This window comes from Flavobacterium cutihirudinis, from assembly GCF_003385895.1.
GTDB classification, from domain to species: Bacteria; Bacteroidota; Bacteroidia; order Flavobacteriales; family Flavobacteriaceae; genus Flavobacterium; species Flavobacterium cutihirudinis.
On record NZ_QRDQ01000009.1, the window covers coordinates 255,878 to 282,407 of the forward strand.

13 protein-coding genes are annotated in these 26,530 nt (G+C 36.3%); 5 read left to right on the forward strand and 8 right to left on the reverse strand.

The features are described 5' to 3' along the window. The first annotated feature begins 5 nt into the window (after positions 1-5). The 3 genes from BD847_RS12090 (at position 6) to BD847_RS12100 (ending at position 5,253) form a co-directional block, all read left to right on the forward strand. Positions 6-1,706, forward strand: a complete 1,701-nt coding sequence (locus BD847_RS12090; protein WP_115888531.1) for a RagB/SusD family nutrient uptake outer membrane protein — start codon at positions 6-8, stop codon at positions 1,704-1,706. Positions 1,707-1,784: 78 nt separating this feature from the next. After that, entirely contained in the window at positions 1,785-3,215 is a 1,431-nt protein-coding gene (locus BD847_RS12095; protein ID WP_115888532.1) for a hypothetical protein, read from the forward strand. A 22-nt stretch (positions 3,216-3,237) separates the two neighbouring features. Beyond that, positions 3,238-5,253: a hypothetical protein gene (locus BD847_RS12100; RefSeq protein ID WP_208641799.1), complete on the forward strand. Its 2,016-nt coding sequence runs from the start codon at positions 3,238-3,240 to the stop codon at positions 5,251-5,253. Positions 5,254-5,708: 455 nt separating this feature from the next. On the opposite strand, the gene BD847_RS12105 is transcribed toward BD847_RS12100, so the two are convergent. The 8 genes from BD847_RS12105 to BD847_RS12140 all read right to left on the reverse strand — a co-directional run bounded on the left by BD847_RS12105 (position 5,709) and on the right by BD847_RS12140 (position 23,010). Beyond that, positions 5,709-8,657 (reverse strand): FAD-binding and (Fe-S)-binding domain-containing protein, encoded by a 2,949-nt coding sequence (locus BD847_RS12105; RefSeq protein WP_115888533.1) that lies wholly within the window; start codon positions 8,655-8,657, stop codon positions 5,709-5,711. Positions 8,658-8,853: 196 nt separating this feature from the next. Beyond that, the gene (locus tag BD847_RS12110) at positions 8,854-11,151 is read right to left on the reverse strand and encodes an aminotransferase class III-fold pyridoxal phosphate-dependent enzyme (RefSeq protein WP_115889012.1); all 2,298 of its coding nucleotides are present in this window, start codon (positions 11,149-11,151) and stop codon (positions 8,854-8,856) included. 201 nt (positions 11,152-11,352) lie between these two features. Beyond that, positions 11,353-13,488, reverse strand: coding sequence for a beta-galactosidase (locus BD847_RS12115; RefSeq protein WP_115888534.1), 2,136 nt, complete (start codon positions 13,486-13,488; stop codon positions 11,353-11,355). Between the two features lie 192 nt (positions 13,489-13,680). Beyond that, positions 13,681-15,687: an MGH1-like glycoside hydrolase domain-containing protein gene (locus BD847_RS12120; protein ID WP_115888535.1), complete on the reverse strand. Its 2,007-nt coding sequence runs from the start codon at positions 15,685-15,687 to the stop codon at positions 13,681-13,683. Between the two features lie 137 nt (positions 15,688-15,824). Then, the gene (locus BD847_RS12125) at positions 15,825-17,324 is read right to left on the reverse strand and encodes a RagB/SusD family nutrient uptake outer membrane protein (protein WP_115888536.1); all 1,500 of its coding nucleotides are present in this window, start codon (positions 17,322-17,324) and stop codon (positions 15,825-15,827) included. A gap of 21 nt (positions 17,325-17,345) precedes the next feature. Next, on the reverse strand, positions 17,346-20,468 hold the full coding sequence (locus BD847_RS12130; protein WP_244201595.1) for a SusC/RagA family TonB-linked outer membrane protein: 3,123 nt from the start codon (positions 20,466-20,468) through the stop codon (positions 17,346-17,348). A gap of 151 nt (positions 20,469-20,619) precedes the next feature. Continuing rightward, on the reverse strand, positions 20,620-22,173 hold the full coding sequence (gene amaB, locus BD847_RS12135) for an L-piperidine-6-carboxylate dehydrogenase (RefSeq protein ID WP_115888537.1): 1,554 nt from the start codon (positions 22,171-22,173) through the stop codon (positions 20,620-20,622). Between the two features lie 21 nt (positions 22,174-22,194). Continuing rightward, positions 22,195-23,010, reverse strand: a complete 816-nt coding sequence (locus BD847_RS12140) for a DUF1338 domain-containing protein (RefSeq protein ID WP_115889014.1) — start codon at positions 23,008-23,010, stop codon at positions 22,195-22,197. A gap of 188 nt (positions 23,011-23,198) precedes the next feature. Here BD847_RS12140 and BD847_RS12145 point away from each other — a divergent pair, with 188 nt between their 5' ends. Both BD847_RS12145 and BD847_RS12150 read left to right on the forward strand, forming a co-directional pair. Continuing rightward, complete coding sequence (locus tag BD847_RS12145) at positions 23,199-23,672, forward strand: Lrp/AsnC family transcriptional regulator (protein WP_115888538.1); 474 nt, start codon at positions 23,199-23,201, stop codon at positions 23,670-23,672. A 353-nt stretch (positions 23,673-24,025) separates the two neighbouring features. Next, positions 24,026-26,410: an arylsulfatase gene (locus BD847_RS12150; RefSeq protein WP_115888539.1), complete on the forward strand. Its 2,385-nt coding sequence runs from the start codon at positions 24,026-24,028 to the stop codon at positions 26,408-26,410. Positions 26,411-26,530: the final 120 nt, after the last annotated feature.

A 26,530-nucleotide genomic window follows, 5' to 3' on the forward strand; every position in this document is an offset into this window, starting at 1 on the left:
TAAACATGAAAAATTATAAAACCAATAAACTAAAAAATATAAAAAAGAAGGCGTTTATTGTTGCCGCTCTTTTTATAGCCATTACCTCTTTTATATCCTGTAGTGAAGATCCATTAGATAAAGTTCCATTGGATTCTTATACGGATGAAAATGTGTGGAATGATTTGAAACTTACAGAAGCTTTCGCTAATAATCTGTACACTGTATTGCCGAGTACGCAACACAACTGGAACGACAAAACAAACCGAAGCTGGATCTTATCAACTGCCTGTGACGAAGCGTTTAACAATTTTAATGATTATGATGTTTGGAATCTTAATTCCGGAGCAATTACTCCGGATAATGCGGGAGATTTCAATACATGGAAACCTACTTATGCCATAATCCAAAATTGTAATATATTTTTGTCCCGAATTGATGATGTTCCCGGCGACGAAGCGTGGCGCAACAGATTAAAAGGCGAAGTATTATTTTTAAGAGCCTATGCGTATTTCAAATTGATCAGTGATTATGGCGGAGTTCCTTTGGTTACAGTTCCGTTTGACTTAAACAGTAATTACAAAGTAGACCGCAGCACTTATGACCAGTGTTCTGATTTTGTTGTAACTGAGCTAGATAAAGCAGCCGAATTATTGCCTTTAACAACTTCAAGTCTTGGAAGAATCACGAAAGGTGCCGCTCTTGCTATAAAATCCAGAGCTTTGCTTTATGCAGCAAGTCCGCAATGGAATCCATCTAATGATGTTGCAAAATGGAAAAAAGCTTCTGATGCTGCAAAAGCCGTTATGGATTTGAACATGTATCAGCTCTATGACAAAAAGTACGAAGATCTTTTTACAACCAATAACTCAGAAATTATTTGCTCTCGTTTATCCAGTAAAGATCCGCAATGGAGTGCTTTTAACGGTGTAGAAATGTTTAACTCGCCAAGTGGTTTTCACGGATGGGCAAATTTTGCTCCAAGTCAAAGTCATATTGATGCTTACGGAACAGCTGACGGAAAAGACATTACTGATCCAACATCTGGATATGATCCTCAAAAACCATACGTAAACAGAGATCCGCGTTTTTACAAAAACATCGTTTATGACAGACGTGCTTATGGAAAACCTGAATTTTGCCAGGATCGTTATGATGCAGGAAGTTCTAATAAAGCCGAATTTTACGAAGGTGGTTTAGATTCACCTCAGGGTTGGGATACCTGGAATGCAAGTAAAACACGTTATACATTCCGTAAATATTGCGATACAACGTACAATTACAATAATGAAACGCAAACCAACAAAGCCTGGATTATTTCACGCTTAGGCGAAATTTACCTAAATTATGCTGAAGCGCAATTTAAAATGGGTAACGAAGGAACTGCTATTCAATATCTTAATTTAATAAGACAACGCGCCGGAATTACAGCTCCCTTGACAGGTTTAACCGGAACAGCTTTAGAAAACAAAATCCGTAACGAAAGACAAGTTGAATTATGTCTGGAAGGTTTCCGTTATTATGATGTACGTCGTTGGAAAATTGCCGAAGTAACTGAAAACAAACCGTTAATGGGTGTAATTATTACTAAAAATAGTGACGGATCAAAAACATACACCTATTCAAAAGTTCAGGAAAGAATTTTCAAACCTCAGCATTATCTGTTGCCAATTCCTAGAGATGAAATGAATAGAACAAGCCTGGTTCAAAATCCGGGTTATAATTAATGAACAGAATCAATTTATAAGTTAGCAAACCCACCTTTCTTATGTGGGTTTGCTTATAAAATTTTAGAAAATAGCTGTATGAAAAATGTTTTTATAATTTTAATTGCCTGCTGTTTCTTTTTAAATGGATTTGGTCAGGATAATGTCATTTTCAAATCTTCAGATGCTGCATTGCAACTGGCTTTTGAACGTGCAAAAAATATGGCTTTAAGTTATAAAGGAAATTCAAATGATCCGGTTGGACCTTGGTACGAAGCAGCACTTCCATCCCGATCTGCATTTTGTATGAGGGATGTTTCGCACCAAAGTATCGGAGCTGAAATACTTGGATTACATCAGGAAAATAAAAATATGCTTTCGTTATTTGCTAAAAATATTTCAGAAAACAAAGACTGGTCTTCCTATTGGGAAATCAATAAATACGGAAAACCAGCTCCAGAAGATTACAGAAATGATAAAGAATTTTGGTACAATCTCAACAGCAATTTTGATGTAATGTTTGCCTGCTGGCGATTGTATTTATGGACAGGAAATGAGGAATATATTAAAAATCCTGAGTTTGAAAACTTTTTCGAAAAGTCAGCAAACCAATACATTGAGCGCTGGATTCTCGAAACAGATTCTTTATTGACCAGACCAGAATTCCCTAATGCTCCAACTCCATTTAACATAAAAGATGATTTTCATAAATGTCGTGGACTTGCTTCTTATTCTGAAGGAATTCCTGGCTTGAAAATGAGCGCCGATCTGATAGCCGCTATTTATCGTGGACTACTAACTTATTCTTCTGTTTTGAAAATAAAAGGTGAATTTGAAAAAGCCGATTTTTATGCAAAAAAGGCAAAAAAATATCAAGAGCAAATTGAAACTATTTGGTGGGATGAAAATGCATCAGCTTACAATAACATTTATACTGCCGATGGAAAATTCAGCAAAGATCCAGGCGTACTTTTTCTTTTATGGTTTGATGCTTTAACAGATGAAAACCGAATCAAAAAAACTATTGATCATATTATTTCAGAAAAAAGTAATGTAGAAAATACTTCTTATTTGCCTTTCTTACTTTATAAATATGGCTACAAAGACAAAGCTTATGAATATATGTTACATCTCACAGATCCGGAAACCAAAAGAAGAGAATATCCTGAAGTTTCATACGCCGTAATTGAAGGAATTATTCATGGCTGCATGGGAATAGAGCCTGATGCTACAACAAAAACAATAACAACATTATATCGCGAAAAAAAGAGCATTTCTGAAGTCGACAATTTGCCTGTTTTAAACACAGTGCTTTTTGTACAACACAAAAACCAAACAACAACACTACTACACAACAAAGGCAAAAATGCCATACAATGGACTGCTAAGTTTTCCGGAAATTACAAATCCGTCTTTATAAACAATAAAAAAATGAATGCTTTAAATAAAAAGGAAGAGAACGGAAATTTCTATACATTTATAGATGTTCCAGTAAACTCAGGACAAAAAATAACGATTAGTTGCCAATAAAAAATAATTTAAAAAAAGTTTAATGAAGAGATCTTTTAGAAAAAATCAGCAACACTTTCTATTTGCCATTGCTGCAATTTGCTTCAGTGTAACAACTCTGTTTTCGCAAGACGACCGACGCTGGCAAATCGATCAGGATGGCGCTATTTCATGGCAAATAAACAATAACATTCCGCATGATGATCATATCGAAATGAGTGGTAAAAAAATCTCGTGCGTACTGCGATACGGAGTTGCAACAGACGGTTCTTTTCATGCAACACGCAGTTTGGTTTGGCCAATGCTCAGAACCATTCCCAACAATACTCATGCAAGTTTAACGCGTCAGTTTGCACAAGACGGTTTTGATTTGGTTACCGTAAATTACAAACCAATTGCTGCCGAAAAAACCGTTTCACTAACACTTAACGGAACATTATTCGTCAAAAGTAAAGTAGGTACTGCACTGGAATTAACAAGAACCTTTTTTTCTTCTACAACTTTGTCCGGCTATTGCGAAATTTATTCGGTTAAAAATACTTCAGATAAAAACTGTAGTGTAGAAATTCCAAAATCAAACACAGTTTATACCACAGATTCATCAAAAGGAATAGAAGGCAGTTACACCATTCATGTCGATCTTTCTAATGATGGAAGTTTTACGCTTAAGCCAAATGAAACGGTTCGCTTTTCTATTTTCTATTCCGGCGTGAAAGCCAACGAATCGGTTCCAGTTGTAAATGCCGAAGAGGAAAAAAACAAACGACTAGAACTAATACGTGACTTGTGGAGCAAACTTGTATTAGAAACCCCAGATCCGGTTTTGAATACCGAATTTGCTTTCGCCAAAATCAGAGCTTCCGAAAGTATTTTTGAAACCAAAGGCGGGCCGATGCATGGTCCTGGCGGAGAATCCTATTACGCGGCAATTTGGGCAAACGATCAGGCGGAATATATTGGGCCGTTCTTTCCGTTTTTAGGTTACGATTACGGAAATCAGGCTTCATTAAATGCTTATCTCCAATTTGCAAAATTCATGAACAAGGACTACAAACCTATTCCGAGTTCTATAATTGCTGAAGGAACTGATATTTGGGCCGGAGCCGGCGACCGTGGCGATGGCGCAATGATTGCTTACGGAGCAGCCCGTTATGCACTTTCAAGAGGTAATACAAATGAAGCAAATCAATTGTGGCCGCTGATTGAATGGTGTCTTGAATATTGTCATAGAAAAATAAATAGCGACGGTATTGTAACTTCTGATTCTGATGAACTTGAAGGGCGTCTTCCGGCAGGAAAAGCAAATCTCAACACTTCATCATTATATTATGATGCGCTAAACTCGGCGGTTTATTTAGGAAAAGCTTTAGGCAAAAATGAAAGTCAGTTGAAAACATATAAAGCGGAAGCTGAAAAATTAAAGATTGCCATCGAAAAATATTTTGGTGCTAAAGTCGAAGGATTTGAGACTTATAAATATTATAAAGAGAATGATGTTTTGAGAGCATGGATTTGTACGCCACTAACAATGGGTATTTACGACCGAAAAGATGGAACAATTGATGCCTTATTTTCACCAAGATTATGGACAAAAGATGGTCTTGCAAGCGTTGCGGGAGATAAAATTTTCTGGGATCGCTCTACTTTATATGCTTTAAGAGGCGTATTAGCAGCAGGAGAAACAGACAAAGCGCTGGATTTTCTTCATTATTATTCCAATCGTCGTTTGTTAGGAGATCACGTTCCTTATCCTGTAGAAGCTTATCCGGAAGGCGATCAGCGCCATTTATCTGCTGAAAGCGGTTTGTATTGCCGAATTTTCACAGAAGGATTATTTGGAATACGCCCTACGGGATTACACAGTTTCGATTTTACACCGCGACTTCCTAAATCCTGGCCTGTTATGAAACTCAAACGTATTCATGCCTTCGAACAAGATTTTGACATTACAGTTGAAAGAGTCGGCAAGAATCTAAAAATAAAAATAACTGACGGAAAAAAAATAATGATCAATAAGGTCATTTCTGATGGTGAGACAATCAACATCAAGCTTCACTAGTTATTTTGAATTAGTGTATTTTTAACGGGCAAACCTCCGCAATTGCGGAGGTTTGTTTTTTTTATTAGAATATTTAATTTTTTTCACGCAGATTTAAAAATGATTTTAGCAGATACACGCAGATTAAATTTATCGTTTTGAAATAAACATACAAGATGTATTTTACACAAAGCATATCTGTAGAGGCGCACGGCAGTGCGTCTACGCAATGAATATCCACAATACGTTAGACGCACTGCAGTGCGCCTCTACGGAATATTGGAACGAAAATAAAATCAATTTTAATCTGCTTAAATAAACACACAATGTATATTTTAACACAAAGCATATCTGTAGAGACGCACGGCAGTGCGTCTACGCAACGAATATCCACAATACGTTAGACGCACTTCCGTGCGCCTCTACGGAATATTGGAACGATAATAAATCAATAATCTATTGGTAATGGATAAAATTTATTTTAACGCTTCATACAATATCTCGACCGGATGCTGCGCTTTTCTTCCCGTTCCATCCGCAATCTGATGTCGGCAGCTTGTTCCCGAAGCAGAAATTAAAGTAGCTGTTTCTTCCTCTCTGATAGCAGGAAACAAAACCAATTCTCCAATTTTCATAGAAATATCATAATGTTCTTTCTCGTATCCAAAAGACCCTGCCATACCACAACAACCACTTGGAATATTAAGAACGCTGTAATTCTTTGGCAATAAAAGTATTTTCTTAAGCGGAACCAACGACGATAAAGTTTTTTGAAAACAATGTCCATGCATTCTCACGCGCTCAGTCTTGTCTGTAAAACTAGAAGATGAAATTCTTCCTTCATCAAGTTCTTTTGCTAAAAACTCTTCTATCAAAAAAGTTCTGGACGCCATTTTTTTTGCCTTTTCTTTTAAATCTCCACGGCACAAATCAGGATATTCATCACGAAAACTCAATATTGCAGAAGGTTCTATACCAATAAGGACACTACTTTCCGGAATTGTCTTTTCAAAATCTATAATATTCTTTTCTGCAATTTCACGCGCTTCTTTCAGCATTCCTTTAGAAAGATACGTTCTGCCGCTCATTCCTATCTTTGGAATTTCAACCGCATATCCCAAACGATTCAGAAGTTTAACTGCTGTTTGGCCAATTTCCACATCATAATAATTCAGAAATTCATCATTATATAAAAACACGCTGCCATTTACAAAATCACCTTTCTGGTTGTACGCTTTCATCCATTTGGCGAAAGTCATTTTATACATCAAAGGCAATTGTCTTTCTACGGCAAAACCTGTTGCTTTTTTAATCCAATTTCCTAAAGTCCCTTTTGTTGATATATTATATGCCCAAGGAATTGTGGCAAACAACTGATTTATTTTTGGTGTATTTCCAATCAATTTCGATCTGAATTTGACACCATTTTTATCATGATATTGTTGTAAAGTTTCGGCTTTCAATTTTGCCATATCAACATTCGAAGGACATTCCGATTTGCATCCTTTACAACTCAGACATAAATCGAGCACATCAAGCAAATTTTCATCATCAAATCGATTTGCTTTTGTGGAGTTTGTTATGGTTTCCCTCAACATATTGGCGCGCGCACGAGTTGTATGTTTTTCGTCTCGGGTTGCCATATAACTTGGGCACATCGTACCGCCGCTTTTTTCTGTTTTACGACAATCTCCTGAACCGTTGCACATTTCGGCCGCACGAAGAATTCCGTTATGTTCCGAGAAATCGAAATACGTTTCCGGCATTGGCGTTTCCTGCCCTGCCGTATAACGCAAACTCGTGTCCATAGGAGGCGTATTTACAATTTTCCCCGGATTAAAAATTCCCCAAGGATCCCAGGTATTTTTTACCTCAAGAAACAATTGATAAATTTCATCTCCCAACATCAAGGGAATAAATTCTCCGCGAAGTCGTCCATCACCATGTTCACCACTCAAAGAGCCTTTATACTTTTTTACTAAATGTGCAATATCAGTCGCTATTGTTCTAAAAAGTTCCGTTCCTTCTTTGGTTTTTAAATCAATAATAGGGCGCAAATGCAATTCGCCTGTAGCGGCATGCGCATAATGCACACAGTTTAAATTTCTTTCTTTTAAGACTGCATTAAAATCTTCTATAAAATCAGGCAAATCATTTACGTCGACTGCAGTATCTTCAATTACAGCAACCGCTTTGGCATCTCCAGGAATATTCGACAACAAACCCAAACCTGCTTTTCGTAAAGCCCAGACTTTGTTTGTATCATCTCCATAAACAATTGGAAAATGATAGCCGAGATTTTGAGAACGCATCAAAGCTTCCATTTCCTTTGCTAAAACCTCAATTTCCTCTTTAGAATCTCTTAAAAATTCAACAGCCAAAATAGCCTTTGGATCGCCTTTTACAAAAAACCGATTCTTGCTTTGCTCAATATTTTCTTTGGTACATTCCAAAATATAATGATCAATTAGCTCAACGCTGTCCGGATTAAATTTTAAAGCTTCGATATTTGCTTTTAAAGATTCGTGAATACTTTCAAAATGCACACAAACCAAAGCCGCGAAAGGTTTTAAAGCATCTACTAAATTTAGCTTAATAGCTGTAGAAAAAAATAAAGTCCCTTCAGATCCTGCAATTAGTTTGCAAAAATTGAATTTTTCATCTGAGTTCCCAAACGGTTTGCTGTCAGCTAATAAATCTAAAGCATAACCTGTATTTCTCCTCGGAATCGTTTTCTTGGGAAAATTTTCATCAAATAAACTTCTGTTATTTTCAGAAGACAAAATTGCTTTGGCTTGAACATAAACAGCCTGTTCTAACGGACTTACAACGTTAATTCCGTTGCATTTATCTTCAAATTCGGCGTTGGTCAAGGCGCCAAAAACGACCTCATTTCCATCGGCCAAAAAGCCTTTTATTTCCAATACATGCTCACGCGTTGAACCGTAAATAACTGATCTTGCTCCACAGGCATTATTACCAACCATTCCGCCGATCATACAGCGATTACTAGTCGAAGTTTCTGGCCCGAAAAAAAGTTTATACGGTTTTAAATGAAGATTCAGCTCGTCCCGAATTACACCAGGTTCTACCCAAGCCGATTTTTCTTCCTGATTTACCGAAATGATTTTAGTAAATTCCTGTGAAATATCAACTACGATACCATTTCCAACAACTTGTCCCGCAAGTGAAGTTCCGGCTGCACGAGGAATAACGCTGCTTTTATTTTCTTTTGCAAAAGCAATAATTTTTCGAATATCTTCCTTTGTTTTCGGAATTGCTACTGCCAAAGGCATTTCTTTGTAAGCGCTCGCATCAGTTGCATAAAGCAAGCGCATCGTATGATCGTAAAATAATTTGCCCTCTAATTCCTTTTCTAAACTTGAAAGTTTAGCAGAAATCTTTGGAAGGATATTATTATTCATTTTTATATTTTGTTAACTAATATTCTAACACATAGAAACATATATTTTTATTGTGTGTGAAAGGCGTTTCACTTAACATGAATACATCCGATAGCTATCGGGACTATGTGTTAAGAAACGGGTTTCTTTTTTCTCGCCTTTTTTTAAGATAAAAATCTATGTTTCAATGTGTTAAAAAAAAAAAAAAAAAAAAAAACTATAATTCGCTCAATGCGATGTCAAGCAATTGTACCATTTCATCTGCATTTTGCTTGTTGAATGGCATTGGTGGTTTTATTTTTAAAACGTTGTGTAATGGCCCGTCTGTACTTAATAAATATCCTTTTTCTTTTAGTTTCTCGACTACAATATCTATTTCTGGAATAGCGGGTTCCATCGTAATCCTGTCTTTTACCATTTCTGCTCCAATGAACAAACCATGTCCGCGAACATCACTAATAATAGGATATTTAGCCATTAAACCTTTCAGTCCATTCATCAAATGATTTCCGGTTTCTAAAGCGTGTTGCTGCATTTCTTCTTCCTGAATCACATCTAAAACTGCCAAACCTGTAGTCATAGAAACAGGATTTCCTCCGAAAGTATTGAAATATTCCAGTCCGTTATTGAACGCTTCTGCAATTTCCTCCGTAACGATAACCGCCGCAAGCGGATGTCCGTTACCAATTGGTTTTCCTAAAACAACAATATCCGGAACTACATTTTGCAATTCAAAACCCCAAAAATGATCACCAATTCTTCCAAATCCAACCTGAACTTCATCTGCAATACAAACGCCACCGGCTGCTCTTACATAATCGTAAACCGTTTTCAGGTAATTTTCCGGTAACGGAATCTGCCCTCCAACACCCAACAAAGTTTCGCAAATAAATACGGCCGGAGCTTTGTCTTCAGTTTTTAGATTTTCGATAATTCGTTGTACATCGGCAGCATATTTTTCTCCTGCTTCAGCGTCTCCATATTTATGAGGTCCGCGATACAAATCAGGATTGATTGCTTTATGAATCCATGGCATTTGGCCAGAACCGCCTTTACTGTCAAATTTATACGGACTCATTTCCATTGCCACCGTCGAAGTTCCATGATACGCATGATCCAGAACAATAATATCTTTTTGTTTGGTAAAATGACGACTCATTCTAATCGCTAAATCATTGGCTTCACTACCTGAATTGACGAAGTAACAAACACTTAATTTTTTCGGTAAAGTCGCAGTAAGTTTTTCTGCGTATTCTGTAATTGCATCATTTAAATATCTCGTATTGGTATTTAATGTTGCAATTTGCTTCTGCATTTTTCTCACCACAACCGGATGGCAATGTCCTACGTGCGAAGGATTATTTACGCAGTCAACAAAAGTTCTTCCTTTGTCATCATACAAATATTGCAAAGCTCCTTTTACAATTTTCAATTTGTCTTTGTAGCCAATACTCAAGTTTCTGCCAATTTTCTTTTTTCTGATTTCAAGCAATTCCGAGTAATCATCATTGGTAATTAATCCTTCAAAACCGCATGCTTTTCTAAAGGCATCCTGCGCTTTGATTGGGTTAATTTTAATTAATTTATATAATAAATCCCAAGCTGGTTTTTCGGTAATAAAATGATGCTCGTTGTCGCTGTCTAATGATGCATTGTAAGCCGATTGTGTAACACTAATGCAAAGTCTGCCGGCAATTAAATAATACAATACATCTAATTCCTGCTCCGTAAGTGCATATGCTTTGTGATAGCCTTCGACAATTGATGTTGCGACAGTCAATGGATCTTCTTCATCGAGCATTGCGTATGTACAGGCGATTGCCAGATTATTGATTAGAGCGGTATACACCATATCGCCAAAATCAATTAAACCACTAATGCGATTTTCTTGTACCAACACATTATAATCGTTGGCATCATTATGTATATACGCGTGCCTCAAACGGTGAATCTGGGGTACTACTTCTGTATCAAACTGCACTAAAAAATAACCTGCAATACGTCTTCTTTCATGATTCCGAATGAATTTCAAATTATCATTTGCTTCGCTTGCTCGGCTAATATCCCAAGTGTAATTGCGATGCATTGCAGGATGAGAAAAATTTGCCAGTGCAGCATCCATCTGACCCAAAAAGGAACCCAAATTATGATGCAATTCTGTTGTTTTATTTTTTTCATCTACCCAGAAAATCCCTTCTAAAAAGTTTAGAATTCGGATATAATAGGTTTGAAAATCTCCCACTATTTTAGTAAGTGCTTCTCCATCTTTATTAACACTGAAATGCTGAAAAAAATCTGAAATATTGCTTTTAGTAAGATGACTTATAATGGCCACCTGCGCTTCTAAAAAAGGAAACGGATGACTTTCATTGGATACTTTTAGAATGTATTTTTTATTTTTTTCATCTGATAAAAGGAAATTCAACTCATCATATCCGTTTAATGCTTTTACGGTCACATTTAATCCGTAATGTTCTTTTACTAAATCCTGAATAATTGCTTCTGAAAAATTCATTGCTATTCTATTAAATTGTTTATTCTTTTTTTCGCCACAAATTACACGAATTTGCACTAATTTTTCTCTGTTTGCGTTCTCCTGCAAGGTCTTTTTCTGACCTTGAAGGTATTTAAATACATTCCGTAAAATCTACAATATTTTCTTTATTATAAATACATACCTGCAAGGTTTTGAAAACCTTGCAGGAATACGGCGTGATTACTTCCAAATCACTGACTGCGCCGGCTCTAACGGATTTTGTCCAACCAATATTTTACTTCCTGCAGGAATAGGTAAATTAACTGTTTCGTTGGTATAATTTACGCCTACAAAAAAGCCATCTCTCCATTCTACATAAACTCCTTTTGGGAAATTTTCGATTGCTACTTTGGCATTCTCATATACCTTTCTGACAACTTCTCTTTCTAAGTTACCGTCTTTGCTTTCAGCTCCAATATAAGTAACTGTTCCTTTTCCTAATTTTCTGGTAATTGCTGCTGCTTTTCCTTTATAAAACTGATCTGCATAAGAGGCTAAAACTTCTGTACCTTGTTTCGGATTTAAAACATCTGCCCAAGCATTCCATTTGTAAGTATTTTGTGCAGTAGTTACTGTTCCGTTTACATCTTCAACCAACATATCAAAAAATTCAACATCAGCTCCAATTAACGGAACAATTGGCGCATTCCATTTGGCTTCAAAAAAATGTCCGTTTTTATCTTTTTGTCCTGTTCGGCAAGAAAGAATAAGGTTACCTCCATTTTCTACATATTTCGTCCATTTGTCAACCAACTTCTGATCGATAAGCTGATAAGCAGGTGCTACAATAAACGGATACGCTGAAAAATCACTTTCTTCTGTAATAAAATCCATTGGCGCACCCGTCGATTTTACAGCCGAAGTATAGGTATTTCTATGTCTCCAGGTATTCCAGAATTCGGTTTGCTTTTGATTTTCTAAATCCCACAGGTTTTCATGACTCCATAAAAATCCGGTTTTTCTTTTTGCAATATTGTCCGGTAATACTGCTTTCGGATTGTATTCTTTTCGAAGTAATTTCATGTCTTCGATTGATTGTACAAACTCTTTTCCTCCCTGACTTAACGTTACGCCATCAGTACCTACAATTCCGTCGTGGTACATTTCACTACTTCCAAGAGGATGTCTGTATCTATAAGTACACGTAAACGAGCAACCTCCGCCGAAAGCCTGAGAAATCCACATATGAACCGTTCCCGGAAGCAATTGCGGATTAATACTAGCCCAGTTTACTTGTCCCGGTTGCATTTCCATAACTCCGGTAACACCATTTATTGATCTGTAATAATCATTGGCTTCTGAAATTTTATTAGGATGCCCCATTCTGAAATTTTGTCCACCCAACTGATTTCTTCCGCTTACGGGATACATCGTATAAGTCGCAAAATCCATTTTGTCTGTTCTTCTCGGATCTGCTCCATACACTACATTGGTATAATTTGTCGTAATCCATTGTTTTGGATCAACATATTTACGAAGCGTTTCGGCTTGCAAATTCAGATATTCTGCCTGAGAATCGGCTGTATATCTTTTGAAATCCAAAATAGCATGCGGACTTAGTTTGTCTTCGAAATAAATCTCAGCATTTGGAATCGCAATCTGCTCAAAATTATTGTAGCGTATACTCCAGAAAGAACCCAGCCATTCCGCATTCAGTTTTTCAATTGTTCCGTATTTTGCTTTAAGCCATTTCTGAAATCCTTTTTGTGCCGATGGACTAAAATCATCTGGTGCGCCCGGCTCATTATCTACTTGCCAGCCCATGATGTTTTTATTTTTTCCGTATCTTTTTCCTAGTTCTGTAACGATCTTTTCTACAAACTCTCTGTATTTTTCGTTAGAAACAGATTGATTGGCTCTATTACCATGCTCTCTGCGACGACCGCTTGCATCAACTAGATAGATTTCAGGATATTTTTCTCCCATCCAGGCCGGGGGTGTTGGTGTTGGTGTACACATAATGACTTTAAGACCTTCTTTTTCGGCTATAGCCAAAGCATCATCCAGCCATTTAAAATCATATTTTCCTTCTTCAGGTTCCATAAAAGTCCACGCAAATTCGGCAAAATGCGTAAACTCAAATCCAAGTTTTTTTATGTTTTTTAAATCACGTTCCCATTGCTCTCTTGGCCATTGTTCCGGATAATAATAAACACCAATTTGCATTAAATCCGATTTTGAAAAAAAACGTTTTGGATCTTTATTTTCTGAAACAGTAGTTTTTTTATTTTGGGCAAAAAAGGGTGTTGAATGGCAGCCTGCAATAAGCAATCCTGCCAGTATTAATTTTGTGAAAGATATATTTTGGTTGAACATATTAAGTCGTTTGTTATTTATTAAGTTAAATTAAACACATAGAGACATAGTTTTTATTTCTAAAAAAGATAGATGAAAGAAACTAGTTTCTAACACATAGCTATGTTTACTTTAGAAAAGTGAAACTTCTTTTAACGTTCCTATTACAAATCTAATGATCTCTGTTTTTATGTGTTTAAATCTAAGCTTTTATTATTTATCCTCTAAAAGCAACATTAAATAATGAGATGCAGACCAGCTAAAATTAAAAGCTTCTAAACCTTTTCCGGTAACAGGCTGATAATTTTCTCTAATTGAAGTGCCTTTGTCGAGAACTCCTTCTGCATTATAAATCAGTTTATGTGCCAGTTCATTTGCTTCTGTTGTGTAGCCATATTTTTCCAATCCGTTGATACCGAAATAACTTTGATCTACCCAAACCGGTCCTCTCCAGTAACCATTATCAGGCTTAAATCTAGGATGATTTGCAGCTAATGTTGGTAGAGGTACAAAAGTGTTTAAACTTGTTGTATTCATCATATTTGCTTTTGCAGCTTTAGCTTGCTCAGCAGTCGCAACTTCTGACCAAATTGGCAAATATCCTTCGCATCCCATTCCTTTAATCAAAGTTTTTCCGTCTATTGTGGTGTCGTAAAACCAACCTGTTTCAGAATCCCAAAACTGGTTTTGGATTTTGATTTTTAAGGCCGCACTTTCTTCTTTCCATTTTATAGCTTCATCAGTCAGTTTTAAAACCTCAGCCATTTTATTGAGATAGTTTTTCTCAGCAAATAAAAATGAATTTAAATCGACACTTTCCTGATCTAGCGAAAATGCTTTTTCTCCGTTTTTCAGAATTTTACTGTCATCAAAACGAACTGCATTATCCATTCCGCTTTCCCATTTTGCTGCGATTACGGTTCCGTCTGTAGAACCAAATTCACATATTCCGTCCTGATCGTGGTCACGTTCTTTGTACCACCAATTGTGATATGATTTCAGCTTCGGATAAAACTCTTTTAGAAAATCAACGTCTTTCGATTTTTCATAAATTTTCCAGATTGCCCAGGCAGCAAGCGGCGCTTTTGTGTTTCGGTAATTGTTTTCTTCCAGAAGATTGTTTCTGTAAATACAATCCGGAATGAACCCATTCGGTTCCTGATAATCAAATAGAGCACGCATTTGGTTTTTCGCCAATTCCGAATCATAATTTGCCACAGCTACAGCATGTTTCCAGCTATCCCAAGCCCAGAAACCATGAAACCATTCGTAATTGTAACTCGGAAAAAGACCGGCGTGTTTTAATCCTTCAGCTGCAATTCGGGTATTGTTTTGTAAAGTCAAAGCCAGTTTTGCTACTAAATCAGAATACACCTGATCTTTGTAAATACTTTTCTTTTTGACAATCAACTGCGTCAATAGTTTTTCTTTTTCTTTTTGCGTGTTGTTCAGCAGTGTATTAAAAACTGTTTTTTGTATAACCTGATTTTCCTTTTCCCAAGAATACTGCGAAAAGATAAACGTTTGAGATACCACAATTTCTTTAGTTTCATTTGGTTTTAAAACCAGTTTCTCCGTTTGCGCTTTGTATCCTTCTTTTGAGATTTCGATTTTAGCATTCGATTTTAAAAACTGAATGTAACCTACAGCAGTACTTTTTGCAGAAACAATTTTTAGGATATTATTTTCATCTGACAACTTCAAATCATCTAGAAAAAGTGTCGCATTATAAGACGGAAAAAGTGTTATCGTTTTTCCGGTTTTATTTGTAATGCTGGTTTTCTGCAATGCTGAATGACCTGATAAAAAAACTAGTTGTTGCTTAACATCTAATTTTTCATTTGCAAAATGTTGTTCTAAATGGCTGTTGTAGCTATTTTGATCAATCAATGCACTTTTCCAGTTCATGATTTCCTGACTGTTTTGATCCTTTAGCTCCAGCGAAACGAAAGACGGACTTAACCAAACACCATTTTGTTCTGTCATTAAAAAAGGACCTGAAAATCCGGCTTGTGTTTCAGAAGAATCTAAAAATCCGAAACCAAACCATGCACCTTTATCTGAGAATGCCAATGATTTTCTGTCTGTGGCATTTGTTGGGTTTCCTCTAAAATTTATACTGTTTTTACCTGATTCTAAATTTGGAAAGTTCTTTTGAGACCAACCTGATTGTATTATAAAAAAGGAAGCAAGAATAAAAAGTATTTTCTTTTTCTCCATGTTTTTATGTTTTTGTTTTATGTTGTTATATAGCTAAAGACCTTCCCGTTTTACTGAGAAGATCTATATCTTTAGACAAAAAGAATAGCCCAAGAAATATAGGCTATTCTTTTTTTAAATTAAAATCATTTAGAGAATTAATTCGTTTGTAATTCTGTCAATGGAATTGGGTAAAAATTGTTCTTAGCCGCGTCAAAACCTGTACGTCCAACGGCATCAAGTGCTTCTTTTGTTTTTCCCCAACGACGCAAATCATAAAAACGATAATTTTCAAGTGGAAACTCTAAAATTCTTTCGTGTTCAATTTGTGCTTTTACCTGAGCTACAGTAGTTCCTGTCATTCCTGGCATGTCAGCTCTTTCACGAACTTTGTTGATATACGGAATAGCTTCTGCCGGACGTCCTAATTCGTTCAAAACTTCGGCCTGCATCAACAATACGTTTGAATATCTCATCAAAGGAACGTTGATTGCCGTAAATTCCTGATCCATTTTTTCCTGTGTGCTTGGAATAAATTTACGATATACCGGTTTGTCTGTATCCCCGAATTTATCGTCATAAGTTGTTCCTAAAACCATTGGGTTATTAGCATCATTAAAATAAGGATCTTTGAAGAAAATTGTACTGTAAATACGTGAATCGTAATTTCCTGTAGTCGCAATTTTTCCTTCTTTTTTGAATTCATTTACCAACATTGGACTCGGAAGAATTTCATCCCATCCGCCAAGTTCTGCAGCTGCCATCCAGTAATGAAGCGCATTACGGTAGAAAGCACCGTTTGCTGTAGTTTCTGAAAACTGAAGTTCGAAGATCGATTCTTTGGTATTTTTTGTTGTTCCGTCAAACATTGAAACGTAGTCTTTAACCAACTCATATCCTTGCACTTTGTTGAATGCTGTAAGCGCTTCGTTCAGGAAAGTTTGTTTTTGAGCCGTTTCTTCATACGCTCTCGTCAAATAAGCAAAACCTAAATAACTGTTTGCCGCGCCGCTTGTTGCACGTCCTGTTTTGTCTGAAGATTGTTTTGCAGGCAAAATCGCTGCTACAGCTTTAAATTCGCTTGTAATAAAATCCCAAGCTTCTGCGCGTGTTGATAATGGAATATTTAAATCGCTTTCTTTTGTAATATATTTATTTCTGATATAAATCTGATCCCAGTTCAGAATCAGTTTCATATGATAGTAAGCACGTAAAAAACGAGCTTCCGCTTCAATTTGCTTGCGTTCATCATCAGTTATTTTTGCTGAAGGAACTTGTGGCAATTTATCAATAACCTGATTGGCATTACTGATTCCTCTGTAATTAATTTTCCAATAACTGGTAAACTGACTGTTTCCGTTTGTGTACGTAAAAGTCGAAAGTTCGACCCAGTTTTGGTAGTTCAGCGCGTCGCTTCCTAATTCATTTATGTCTTCGCGATACGCCTCAACAGGCCATTTTACTTCGGCGAAAGCCCATTCATCTACAGCGCATTCTAATTGCGAATAAGTTGAAGCCAAAGCAGATTCAGCGTCAGCTTTACTTCTCCAGAAATTATCTGAAGTAAGCTGATCCGGAGATTGTTGATCCAGATAGTCATCACAACTTGCAAAAGTGAATAAACCTATAGTGGATAATATTAAAAATATCTTTTTCATGATAGTGTCTTATTAATAGAATTAAAATATATACTGAACTCCAGAAACAAATGATCTTGTAAATGGATAAACAAAACGGTCTACACCTGTGTCAATTACTCTCTCACGTGAGAATTCCGGATCGATACCTGAATAATTCGTGATTGTAAACAAGTTTTCAGCGCTTATATAAAATCTAAGTTTGTCGATTTTTGCTTTACCTAACATTTTGCTTGGTACAGTATACCCGAATTGCAATTGGCGCATTCTGATAAAATCGCCACTTTCAAGAAAACGATCTGATTCACGACTGTTTCCGTTAGGATCCTGCAATACCGCACGTGGAATATTACTGTGATTGTCCGGTGTCCAAGAGTTTAATGTAGAAGCCAACATATTAGTTCCTGCATTCATAGACTCATAGAAATATCTGTTTCCGTTGTATAATTTATTACCCCATCCACTTCCTATCAAAGCAGAAAAATCAAATCCTTTATAACTTGCACCCAAACTAAGATTCACTTCCAGTTTTGGTAATCCAGTTCCTGCATAAGCTTTATCATTTTCATCAATAACACCGTCACCGTTCAAATCTTTAAAACGAATATCTCCCGGTTGTGCATTTGGTTGTAATAAAACACCATTTTTACTGTGAGCAGCAACTTCTTCTGCCGATTGGAAAATACCATCGGTTTTGTATAAATAGAATCCACTAATTGGACTTCCTACACGAGCCTGAGTCGGAAAGTGCTCGTCTCCGTATTTTAATCCTTCTCCGTAAATAGTCTGACCGTCATTTGCCAGTTGTTCTACTTTGTTTTTAAGTGTCGTAAAGTTTAATCCTGCGTTGTATTTAAACTCATTAACCTGATCACGGTAATTTACTTCAAATTCGAATCCGCTGTTGCTAATTTTACCTACGTTAAGAACTGGATCGTCGATTCCTGCAGATGGAGCCAATTTTTTTGTAATTAACAAATTGTCTGTTACGTTACGATAGTAGTTCATCGAACCGCTGATTTTACCTTTTAAAAGCGTATAATCGATACCAATATTTTTAGAATCTGTAGTTTCCCATTGTAGGTTTCTATTTTCTAATGCTGTTGCAATACTTCCCGGCCATGGATTGCTTCCCACTCCCTGAACATAACCATTACCCAAAGAATTTCCGGTTTTGATTAATGTATTTGCAGAGTAATATCCTAAAGCAGCTTCATTACCCAATTGTCCCCAGCTCGCACGCAATTTCAACGTAGAAAGGATCATATCTTTTGGAAAGAAATCTTCCTGTTCGATTTTCCATCCTAAAGCAACAGAAGGGAATGTTCCCCAACGGCTGTCTTCACCAAACTTAGAAGAACCATCTTTTCTAACGGTTACCTGAAGTAAGTAACGATCATTATATGAATAATTTAACCTGCTAAAGAAAGAAACTCTGTTGTATTGAAATTTTGAACCATCAGCAGAATATGTACCTCCTCTTCCGGCACCAATTGTTTCAAAACCTGGATCAAGAAATCCGGATGGGCGATCGATAGAAACCAGTTGTCCGTTTTCTACAGTATAATCTGTTGTTTTACCTTCAACAGTAACATCATTCCAGTTTGATGCCTGACTATTAAAAGTATTACCAAGCATTAAACCAAAAACATGTTTCCCGAAGGTTTTATCAATCGTGATAATATTGTCTAATATTTGCTCATTCCAAGTCGTTCTTAATTCCCTATGCTCTGGATAAAGATGCGGTTCTTTTGGATTTGCAATGTATGGAGGAAAATGAAACGTTTGCTGATTATTCTTTACACGATAAGAATAAGCCAATTTGTATTTTAACCAAGGTGCAATGTTTGCTGTTGCAGCAATATTTGCTGTAATATCCTGTCCGATATCGTTGCTTTTTTTGAAATGTTCTTCGGCAACCGGATTTGTTCCTGCCGGTAAACCATTTTTATTTGCCAATCCGTAACCGTATTCTTCTGTTTCGTCGTAAACCGGAACCAAAGGCGCCATGGTATAAACTTCTTTTAACTGAAAATTAGGCAATGCGTTTTGCGTTCCCATGTAAGCCATTTTTCCATCAATATCAAAAATTGATTTTTTGAAACTCACTCTCGCGCTACCCGTTTGCTGTCCAAATTCGTTATCAATTACGATACCTTTTTGCTTTACGTAATTACCATAAAGTGCAAATTTAAAATCACCTTGTCTTCCCTGAATTCCTAAACCGTAGTTTTGTGTAAATCCAGAACGGAAAACCTCGTCCTGCCAATCTGTGTTCACGTCAGATGGTGCAGTTATATAAGCCGGAAGTGGTTTTGGCGAAGTTGCATATTTGTTGTATTCATCATACATTCTTTTATTAACGGTACGATAACCATCAGCATCCAACATGTCTAATGTTTTTGATGGATTTGTAATACTCAAAAAAGAACTAAAATCTACTTTTACGCCTTCTTTCTGTCCGTTTTTAGTTGTAACGATAATTACACCATTTGCAGCGACAGATCCGTAAATTGCAGCCGCAGCACCATCTTTAAGAACCTCCATAGATTCTATATTCGTTGGGTTTATAGTGTTAATAGATCCTTGAAATCCGTCAATGATATAAAGTGGTTCTGTTGCTCCAAAAGTATTTACTCCACGAATTTTTACACTCACTGCAGCACCGGCAACACCACCGCTTTTTTGCACATTAACCCCTGCAACTAATCCTTGAAGTGCTTCTGACGGACTTGTTGTCGCGCGGGTTTCCAAACTTTCTTTTTTAACAGTAGAAATCGCTCCGGTAACGTTGCTTTTCTTTTGAGATCCATAACCAATAATGACAACTTCATTCAGTTTATTGGTTTCTTCCTGCATCACCACATTAAGTTCTGTGCGGTTATTTACTTCTTCGCTTTTTCCAATAAATCCCATATAAGAAAAAACGATAACCGGATTTACTAAAGTAGATGAGTATACTAAAGTATAATTTCCGTCAATATCCGTCGCTGCATTGTACTTAGAATCTTTGATAGAAATACTTACGCCTGGTAACGTATTATTTTTATCATCTGTAATTTTTCCGGAAATCGTTTTTTGAGCTTGCGCAAAGTTGATGTTTGGCAACCACAAACATAACAGCAAAGGAATAAAATAGAGCCTCCTAATTAGTTTTTTGTTCATTTTGGTAATGGTTTTCGTTAATAAAATTTTTAGTTTTTTAGTTTTTTTTGCATGCGTTTGCACCTTGTTTGGTGCTATTTTTTAAAATAGTACCAAACAAAATGCGGTATTAAAAGTGGGTGACTTGTATTAAGCTTTAGTTCTATTCGGCTTATAAGTCAAATTTTATTCCTTGTGCTAATGGCAAACTAGTAGTATAGTTGATTGTATTTGTTTGCCTTCTCATGTAAACTTTCCAGGCATCAGATCCTGATTCTCTTCCGCCTCCGGTTTCTTTTTCACCTCCAAAAGCGCCACCAATTTCAGCTCCGGATGTACCAATATTTACAGTTGCAATTCCGCAATCTGATCCGGAAACCGATAAAAATAATTCGGCTTCACGCAAATTGTTGGTCATAATTGCAGATGATAATCCTTGTGCAACACCATTTTGGATTTCAATAGCATCGGTAACAGTTCCTGAATATTTTAGTAGGTACAAGACTGGGGCAAAAGTTTCGTGTTGTACAATTTCAAATTTGTTATCCGCTTCAGCGATTGCAGGTTTTACATAACAGCCGCTTTCGTATCCTTCTCCCGAAAGTACGCCACCTTCAACAAGAAGTTTTCCGCCTTCAGCCACTACTTTTTCTAAAGCCAGTTTATACATTTCAACGGCATGTGTGTCAATTAACGGACCAACATGGTTCTTCTCGTCTAATGGATTACCGATACGCAACTGTTTGTAAGCCGAAACAATTGCATCTTTTACTTTATCATAAATACTTTCGTGAATAATTAAACGACGTGTCGATGTACATCTTTGACCAGCTGTTCCCACTGCACCAAATACGGCACCAATAACCGTCATTTTAATATCTGCATCCGGCGTAACAATGATCGCATTGTTTCCTCCTAATTCTAATAATGATTTACCTAAACGTCCCGCAACTACCTGTGCTACAATTTTACCCATACGAGTAGATCCTGTTGCTGAAATTAAAGGCACGCGAGTATCTTTTGTCAACAACTCACCAATTTTGTAATCGCCATTAATCAGGCATGAAATACCTTCCGGAAGATTGTTTTCTTTGATAACCTCAGCAATAATATTTTGACAGGCCACCGCGCACAATGGTGTTTTTTCAGATGGTTTCCAAACACAAACATCTCCGCAAATCCAAGCCAAAGCAGTATTCCAGGCCCAAACTGCAACCGGAAAATTAAATGCCGAAATAATTCCGACAATTCCTAAAGAATGATATTGCTCATACATGCGATGTCCAGGACGCTCAGAATGCATCGTTAATCCGTGCAATTGACGTGAAAGTCCAACTGCAAAATCACAGATGTCAATCATTTCCTGTACTTCACCATAACCTTCCTGCAATGATTTCCCCATTTCGTAAGAAACCAATTTTCCTAAGGCTTCTTTATTTTTTCGCAGTTTCTCTCCAAACTGACGCACGATTTCTCCACGTTGCGGCGCTGGCATCAATCTAAATTGTTGGAAAGCAGCTTTCGCCGAAACCATAACTTTTTCGTAATCTTCTTCAGTCGAAGTTTTAATCTTTCCTATTAACTGTCCGTCAACCGGAGAATAACTTTCCAGAATCGTTCCGTTCGAAAAATTATTTTGTCCTGTTGAAGTTCCGTCGTTAATTTCCTTTATGCCTAATTGGTTTAAAACTTCTTTTATTCCAAATTGTGATTCTATTCCTGTCATTTTGACTTTTTTGAAAATTTGTTATTTAGCTTCCTGCAACTTTACGTCTGTACTTTCAAAAATTTTATCAGCAGATGATGCAACAAATCCCTGATACAATTCTCCATTTGCCATTGGGTAACGAAGTGCAAATTCATAATAACAAGACGGAATTTCTACAGCTCCTTCTTCAAAATTCACCAAATACAAATCGGCCAATGTGCTTGATTGTTCTAATAATTGTTCTGGAGTTCCTTTGATTTTTCCGCCGGATGCATTCAGTTTCCATCCGCTTTCTTCTAAGAAATTGTTTAATTCTTCTAAAGTTTTAAACTCTTTCAAAGCATTCGTATTAATTGTAAAGTGGTTTGCTCTAAAACCATATACATACATCCATGCTGCATATTCAGATTCCTCTAATAATGATTTGTAAATGGCTTGCGAATTTCCATTCCATACAGAACCGCTTAAAACTAATTCCGGATCATTAAATACATTCTGATCACAATTGTCTAATACATTTTGAACTGTAGCCTGCAATTCAGCAGAACATTTTTCTAATTCTAATTCAGATATAAAAATTCTCGGAGCATCCTTATCTGTAGCATGCTCATAATGTTTTGCATATAGTTTTTTCGACTCAAAATTATATTCTCCTTTTGCTTCGTAACCAACATTTAAAAAAGGTTTTTCTAAAACGTCAATAGCAACACGTTTATCATTGAAAGTACGAATGGCAATATGGTCATTGAAAATTTGCTCGCCTCTATTTTCTAACAATTCATGAATTTTTTTTGCTGATGGGGTTATGTCGGCATACTGCTCCCATAATTTATTAAGTAATTGATCTTTGTCCATTTTCATTTTGTTAAAATTGTGTGATTATGACACAAAACTATAGATAAAAGTGCTATTATAACAGTATATAAATACGATTATTTACAATTCGACATATCTAAGCTTATTTTTTGTAATTTTGACACTTTGAAAAGATTTTTTAACGAAAGAATTGTCAAAATAATAGAATCAATTAACCAACTACAACGATGGCGTACAATAAGAAGAATGAAAATACTGACTTTTTAGATCGAGAGATTATACAAAAATTGAGTGCAAATGGCAGAATCCCATTTTCTGATTTGGCCAAAGAATTAAATATATCCAATTCATTGGTACACTTGCGAGTAAAAAAATTACAAGAAGCGGGAGTAATTACCGGCTTCTCTGTAAAACTCAATCCCAAAGAAATTGGTTTTGAGACAACAACCTATACCGGAATTGTAACTAAAGAAGCCCGTTTTTCGTATTCTATTGCCGAAAAACTAAAAGACATTCCAGAAGTTGTAGAATGTCATTGGGTTTCCGGAAAATATGCTTTATTTATTAAAATTGTTGCTCAAAATAACGAGGAACTCCGTAAAATCCTGTACGAACAAATTCACCAAATTGAAGGAGTTGGAAGTACGGATTCTTTCTTTTCTTTTGGATCTGCATTCGAAAAGAATTTTCCAGTTTACTAATAGTAACTACTTTCAGCCAAAATCTAGAAATAATAGATTTTAAAATTCAGATCATCTTCTAATTTTAAATAAAAAGTTTACATCTAAAATCTGATAATTTCCTAAGATCAAAAGTAAGTAAGCCACTCGATTTGAGTGGCTTTTTTAATGCAAATAGAGTAACATTTTTATAGAATCAACTTCAGTTTTCAACTTTTCCACAATAAAACTATCTACTTAAAAATCAAATGATTATAAATTTTTAACAAAAATTTTAACAGCTATTGTAGAATTAATTAACTTTACTGTTATTTCCTCTTTATCAAGCTTTTAAATATTTGTTCTTTTTTTTAATGATTAACAAACATCATATTATGAAAAGTAAAGTTTTACTCTTTGCAGCAGTAGTATTGCTTCCATTAAGTTTAATGCAGGCACAAGAAAAATCTTCAGAACAAAACTGGCCCGACAGAACAGTTTTACCCATTGAAGCTTATCAAAAAGTAGGTAAAATAGAGCCAAATATAAAGGATTCCGATCCTATTGAATGGCCTAAAGAAATTAGTGCTCCAGAGGGAGCTCCCAACGTTCTTCTGATTCTTATTGATGATGTAGGTTTTGGAGCAACTTCAACATTTGGAGGCCCCGTTCCTACACCAAATTTTGATGCATTGGCAAAAAACGGACTGCAATACAATCGTTTTCATACCACTGCTGTTTGTTCACCTTCGAGAGCAGCACTTATTACCGGAAGAAATCACCATACTGCCGCCACTGGAATTATTATGGAGTTCTCGACACCATATCCAGGTTATAACAGTTTAGTTCCGAAAAGCGTTGCCACTATTGGAAAAATATTAACTGATAACGGTTATGGTACTTCATGGTTTGGAAAAAATCATAATGTACCAGATTGGCAATCTACGCCCGCGGGACCATTTTATTTATGGCCTACTGGTTTAGGTTTTGAATATTTTTACGGTTTTCTTGGCGCCGATGCGCATCAGTTCAGACCATCGTTAATTGAAGGCACTAAACCAATTGACCCTTATTTAGTTGATGGAAAAGTTGACCCAGATTATGTATTAGACAAAGACTTGGCAAATCACGCTATTAAATGGATCCAGACACAAAAAGCAGTTTCACCTAAAAAACCATTTTTTGCTTATTATACTCCGGGAACGGCGCACGCACCTCATCAGGCTCCTAAAGAATGGATTGCAAAATTCAAAGGCAAATTCGATTATGGTTTTGATAAACAACGTGAGATGACTTTTGAAAAACAGAAAGCAATGGGTGTTATTCCAAAAGATGCAAAGCTGGCTCCTACTCCAAAAGATTACCAGAAATGGGATGCTTTGAGTCCAAATATGAAAAAAGTTGTAGCAAGAGAAATGGAAGTGTATGCCGCCCAGCTTGCTTACTGCGATGACCAAATAGGACGAATTATTGCATCAATTAAAGATTTAGGCGAACTAGACAATACACTTATTATTTATATAATGGGAGATAATGGCGCCAGTGCGGAAGATCCAACCGGACAAGGACTTACAAGTGAGATTGGTATAATGGTAAATGGAGAGAAAGACACTGAAGAATTTATGCTGAAAAATCTCGATGAATTTGGTGGTCCCTGGATGCAGGAACATTATTCGCAAAGTTGGGCGCATGCGATGAATACACCTTATCAATGGGATAAAAAAATAGCATCACATTTAGGAGGTACTAGAACAGGAATGATTATTTCCTGGCCAAAAAGAATCAAACAAACTGGTCAGATTCGTAGCCAATATGCTCACATTACAGATATTGTTCCTACGATCCTTGAGGCAGCAAATATTCCTGCTCCTAATTCAGTAGATGGTTTCAAACAAACTCCTATGGCTGGTAAAAGTCTTGTTTACAGCTTTGATAATGCCACAGCACCTGAAACACATAATACGCAATATTATGAAATTATTGCAAACAGAGGTATCTATAAAGACGGATGGTTAGCCAATACTACTCCGCGCAATTTACCTTGGCAGGGACATCCAATTCCGTCAGAAGACCCAATGAAAGATTACAAATGGGAATTATATGATCTTAAAAATGATTTCAGCCAGGTAGATGATGTTGCTGCAAAAAATCCGGAAAAACTAAAAGAACTTCAAAAGGCCTTTTTAGAAGAAGGAAGAAAATATAATGTTTTCCCGCTGGATGATCGTTATATTGACAGGGTAAATCCTGAAAATCGTCCGAACTTAAATAAAGGCAGAACCAGTTATGTTTACCATGAAGGAAATTCCCGTATCACAGAAGGAATGGCACCAAATATGAAAAACACATCCTTTAATATAACAGCCGATATAGAAGTAAAAGCCGGCGATGAAGGAATGATTATTACGCAAGGAGGTTACTTTGCCGGTCTGGCTTTAATGCTTCAAAAAGGGAAACCTACTTTTGCTTACGCTTTTTCACACTATCCACAATCTAAATGGTCGATTCAGTCGCCAACGGCATTAACAGCCGGAAAACACAACATTACTGTGAATTTTGATTATGCGGGCGGAGGAGCTGGTAAGGCTGCAAAAGTAAGCTTACTAGTAGATGGAAAAACAGTAGCAACCGGTGATATTCCTAAAACTGTTCCGAGTAGATTCTCTGCTGATGAAACATTAGATGTTGGAGAAGATTTCGGTACACCAGTCAATAGAACGTATGATGTTCCTTTCACTTTTCAGGGTGAAATTGAAAAAGTTACTGTTAATTTAAAGTAATTTAGAGTAAGTACATTTGTATTTAATTCCTATCGAAAACAAGATCCGATTTAGATATTCAAATACAATAAAATAAAATAAGGCGTTAATTTCTAATGAAACTAACGCCTTATTTTTGTT

Excerpts from the sequence above, each read along its gene's own strand:
- BD847_RS12140 (WP_115889014.1), bottom strand. The coding sequence starts at position 23,010 with ATGGACAAAGATCAATTACTTAATAAATTATGGGAGCAGTATGCCGAC.
- BD847_RS12100 (WP_208641799.1), top strand. The coding sequence starts at position 3,238 with ATGAAGAGATCTTTTAGAAAAAATCAGCAACACTTTCTATTTGCCATT.
- BD847_RS12130 (WP_244201595.1), bottom strand. The coding sequence starts at position 20,468 with ATGAACAAAAAACTAATTAGGAGGCTCTATTTTATTCCTTTGCTGTTA.
- BD847_RS12125 (WP_115888536.1), bottom strand. The coding sequence starts at position 17,324 with ATGAAAAAGATATTTTTAATATTATCCACTATAGGTTTATTCACTTTT.
- BD847_RS12105 (WP_115888533.1), bottom strand. The coding sequence starts at position 8,657 with ATGAATAATAATATCCTTCCAAAGATTTCTGCTAAACTTTCAAGTTTA.
- BD847_RS12145 (WP_115888538.1), top strand. The coding sequence starts at position 23,199 with ATGGCGTACAATAAGAAGAATGAAAATACTGACTTTTTAGATCGAGAG.
- BD847_RS12120 (WP_115888535.1), bottom strand. The coding sequence starts at position 15,687 with ATGGAGAAAAAGAAAATACTTTTTATTCTTGCTTCCTTTTTTATAATA.
- BD847_RS12095 (WP_115888532.1), top strand. The coding sequence starts at position 1,785 with ATGAAAAATGTTTTTATAATTTTAATTGCCTGCTGTTTCTTTTTAAAT.
- BD847_RS12090 (WP_115888531.1), top strand. The coding sequence starts at position 6 with ATGAAAAATTATAAAACCAATAAACTAAAAAATATAAAAAAGAAGGCG.
- BD847_RS12110 (WP_115889012.1), bottom strand. The coding sequence starts at position 11,151 with ATGAATTTTTCAGAAGCAATTATTCAGGATTTAGTAAAAGAACATTAC.
- BD847_RS12115 (WP_115888534.1), bottom strand. The coding sequence starts at position 13,488 with ATGTTCAACCAAAATATATCTTTCACAAAATTAATACTGGCAGGATTG.
- amaB (WP_115888537.1), bottom strand. The coding sequence starts at position 22,173 with ATGACAGGAATAGAATCACAATTTGGAATAAAAGAAGTTTTAAACCAA.
- BD847_RS12150 (WP_115888539.1), top strand. The coding sequence starts at position 24,026 with ATGAAAAGTAAAGTTTTACTCTTTGCAGCAGTAGTATTGCTTCCATTA.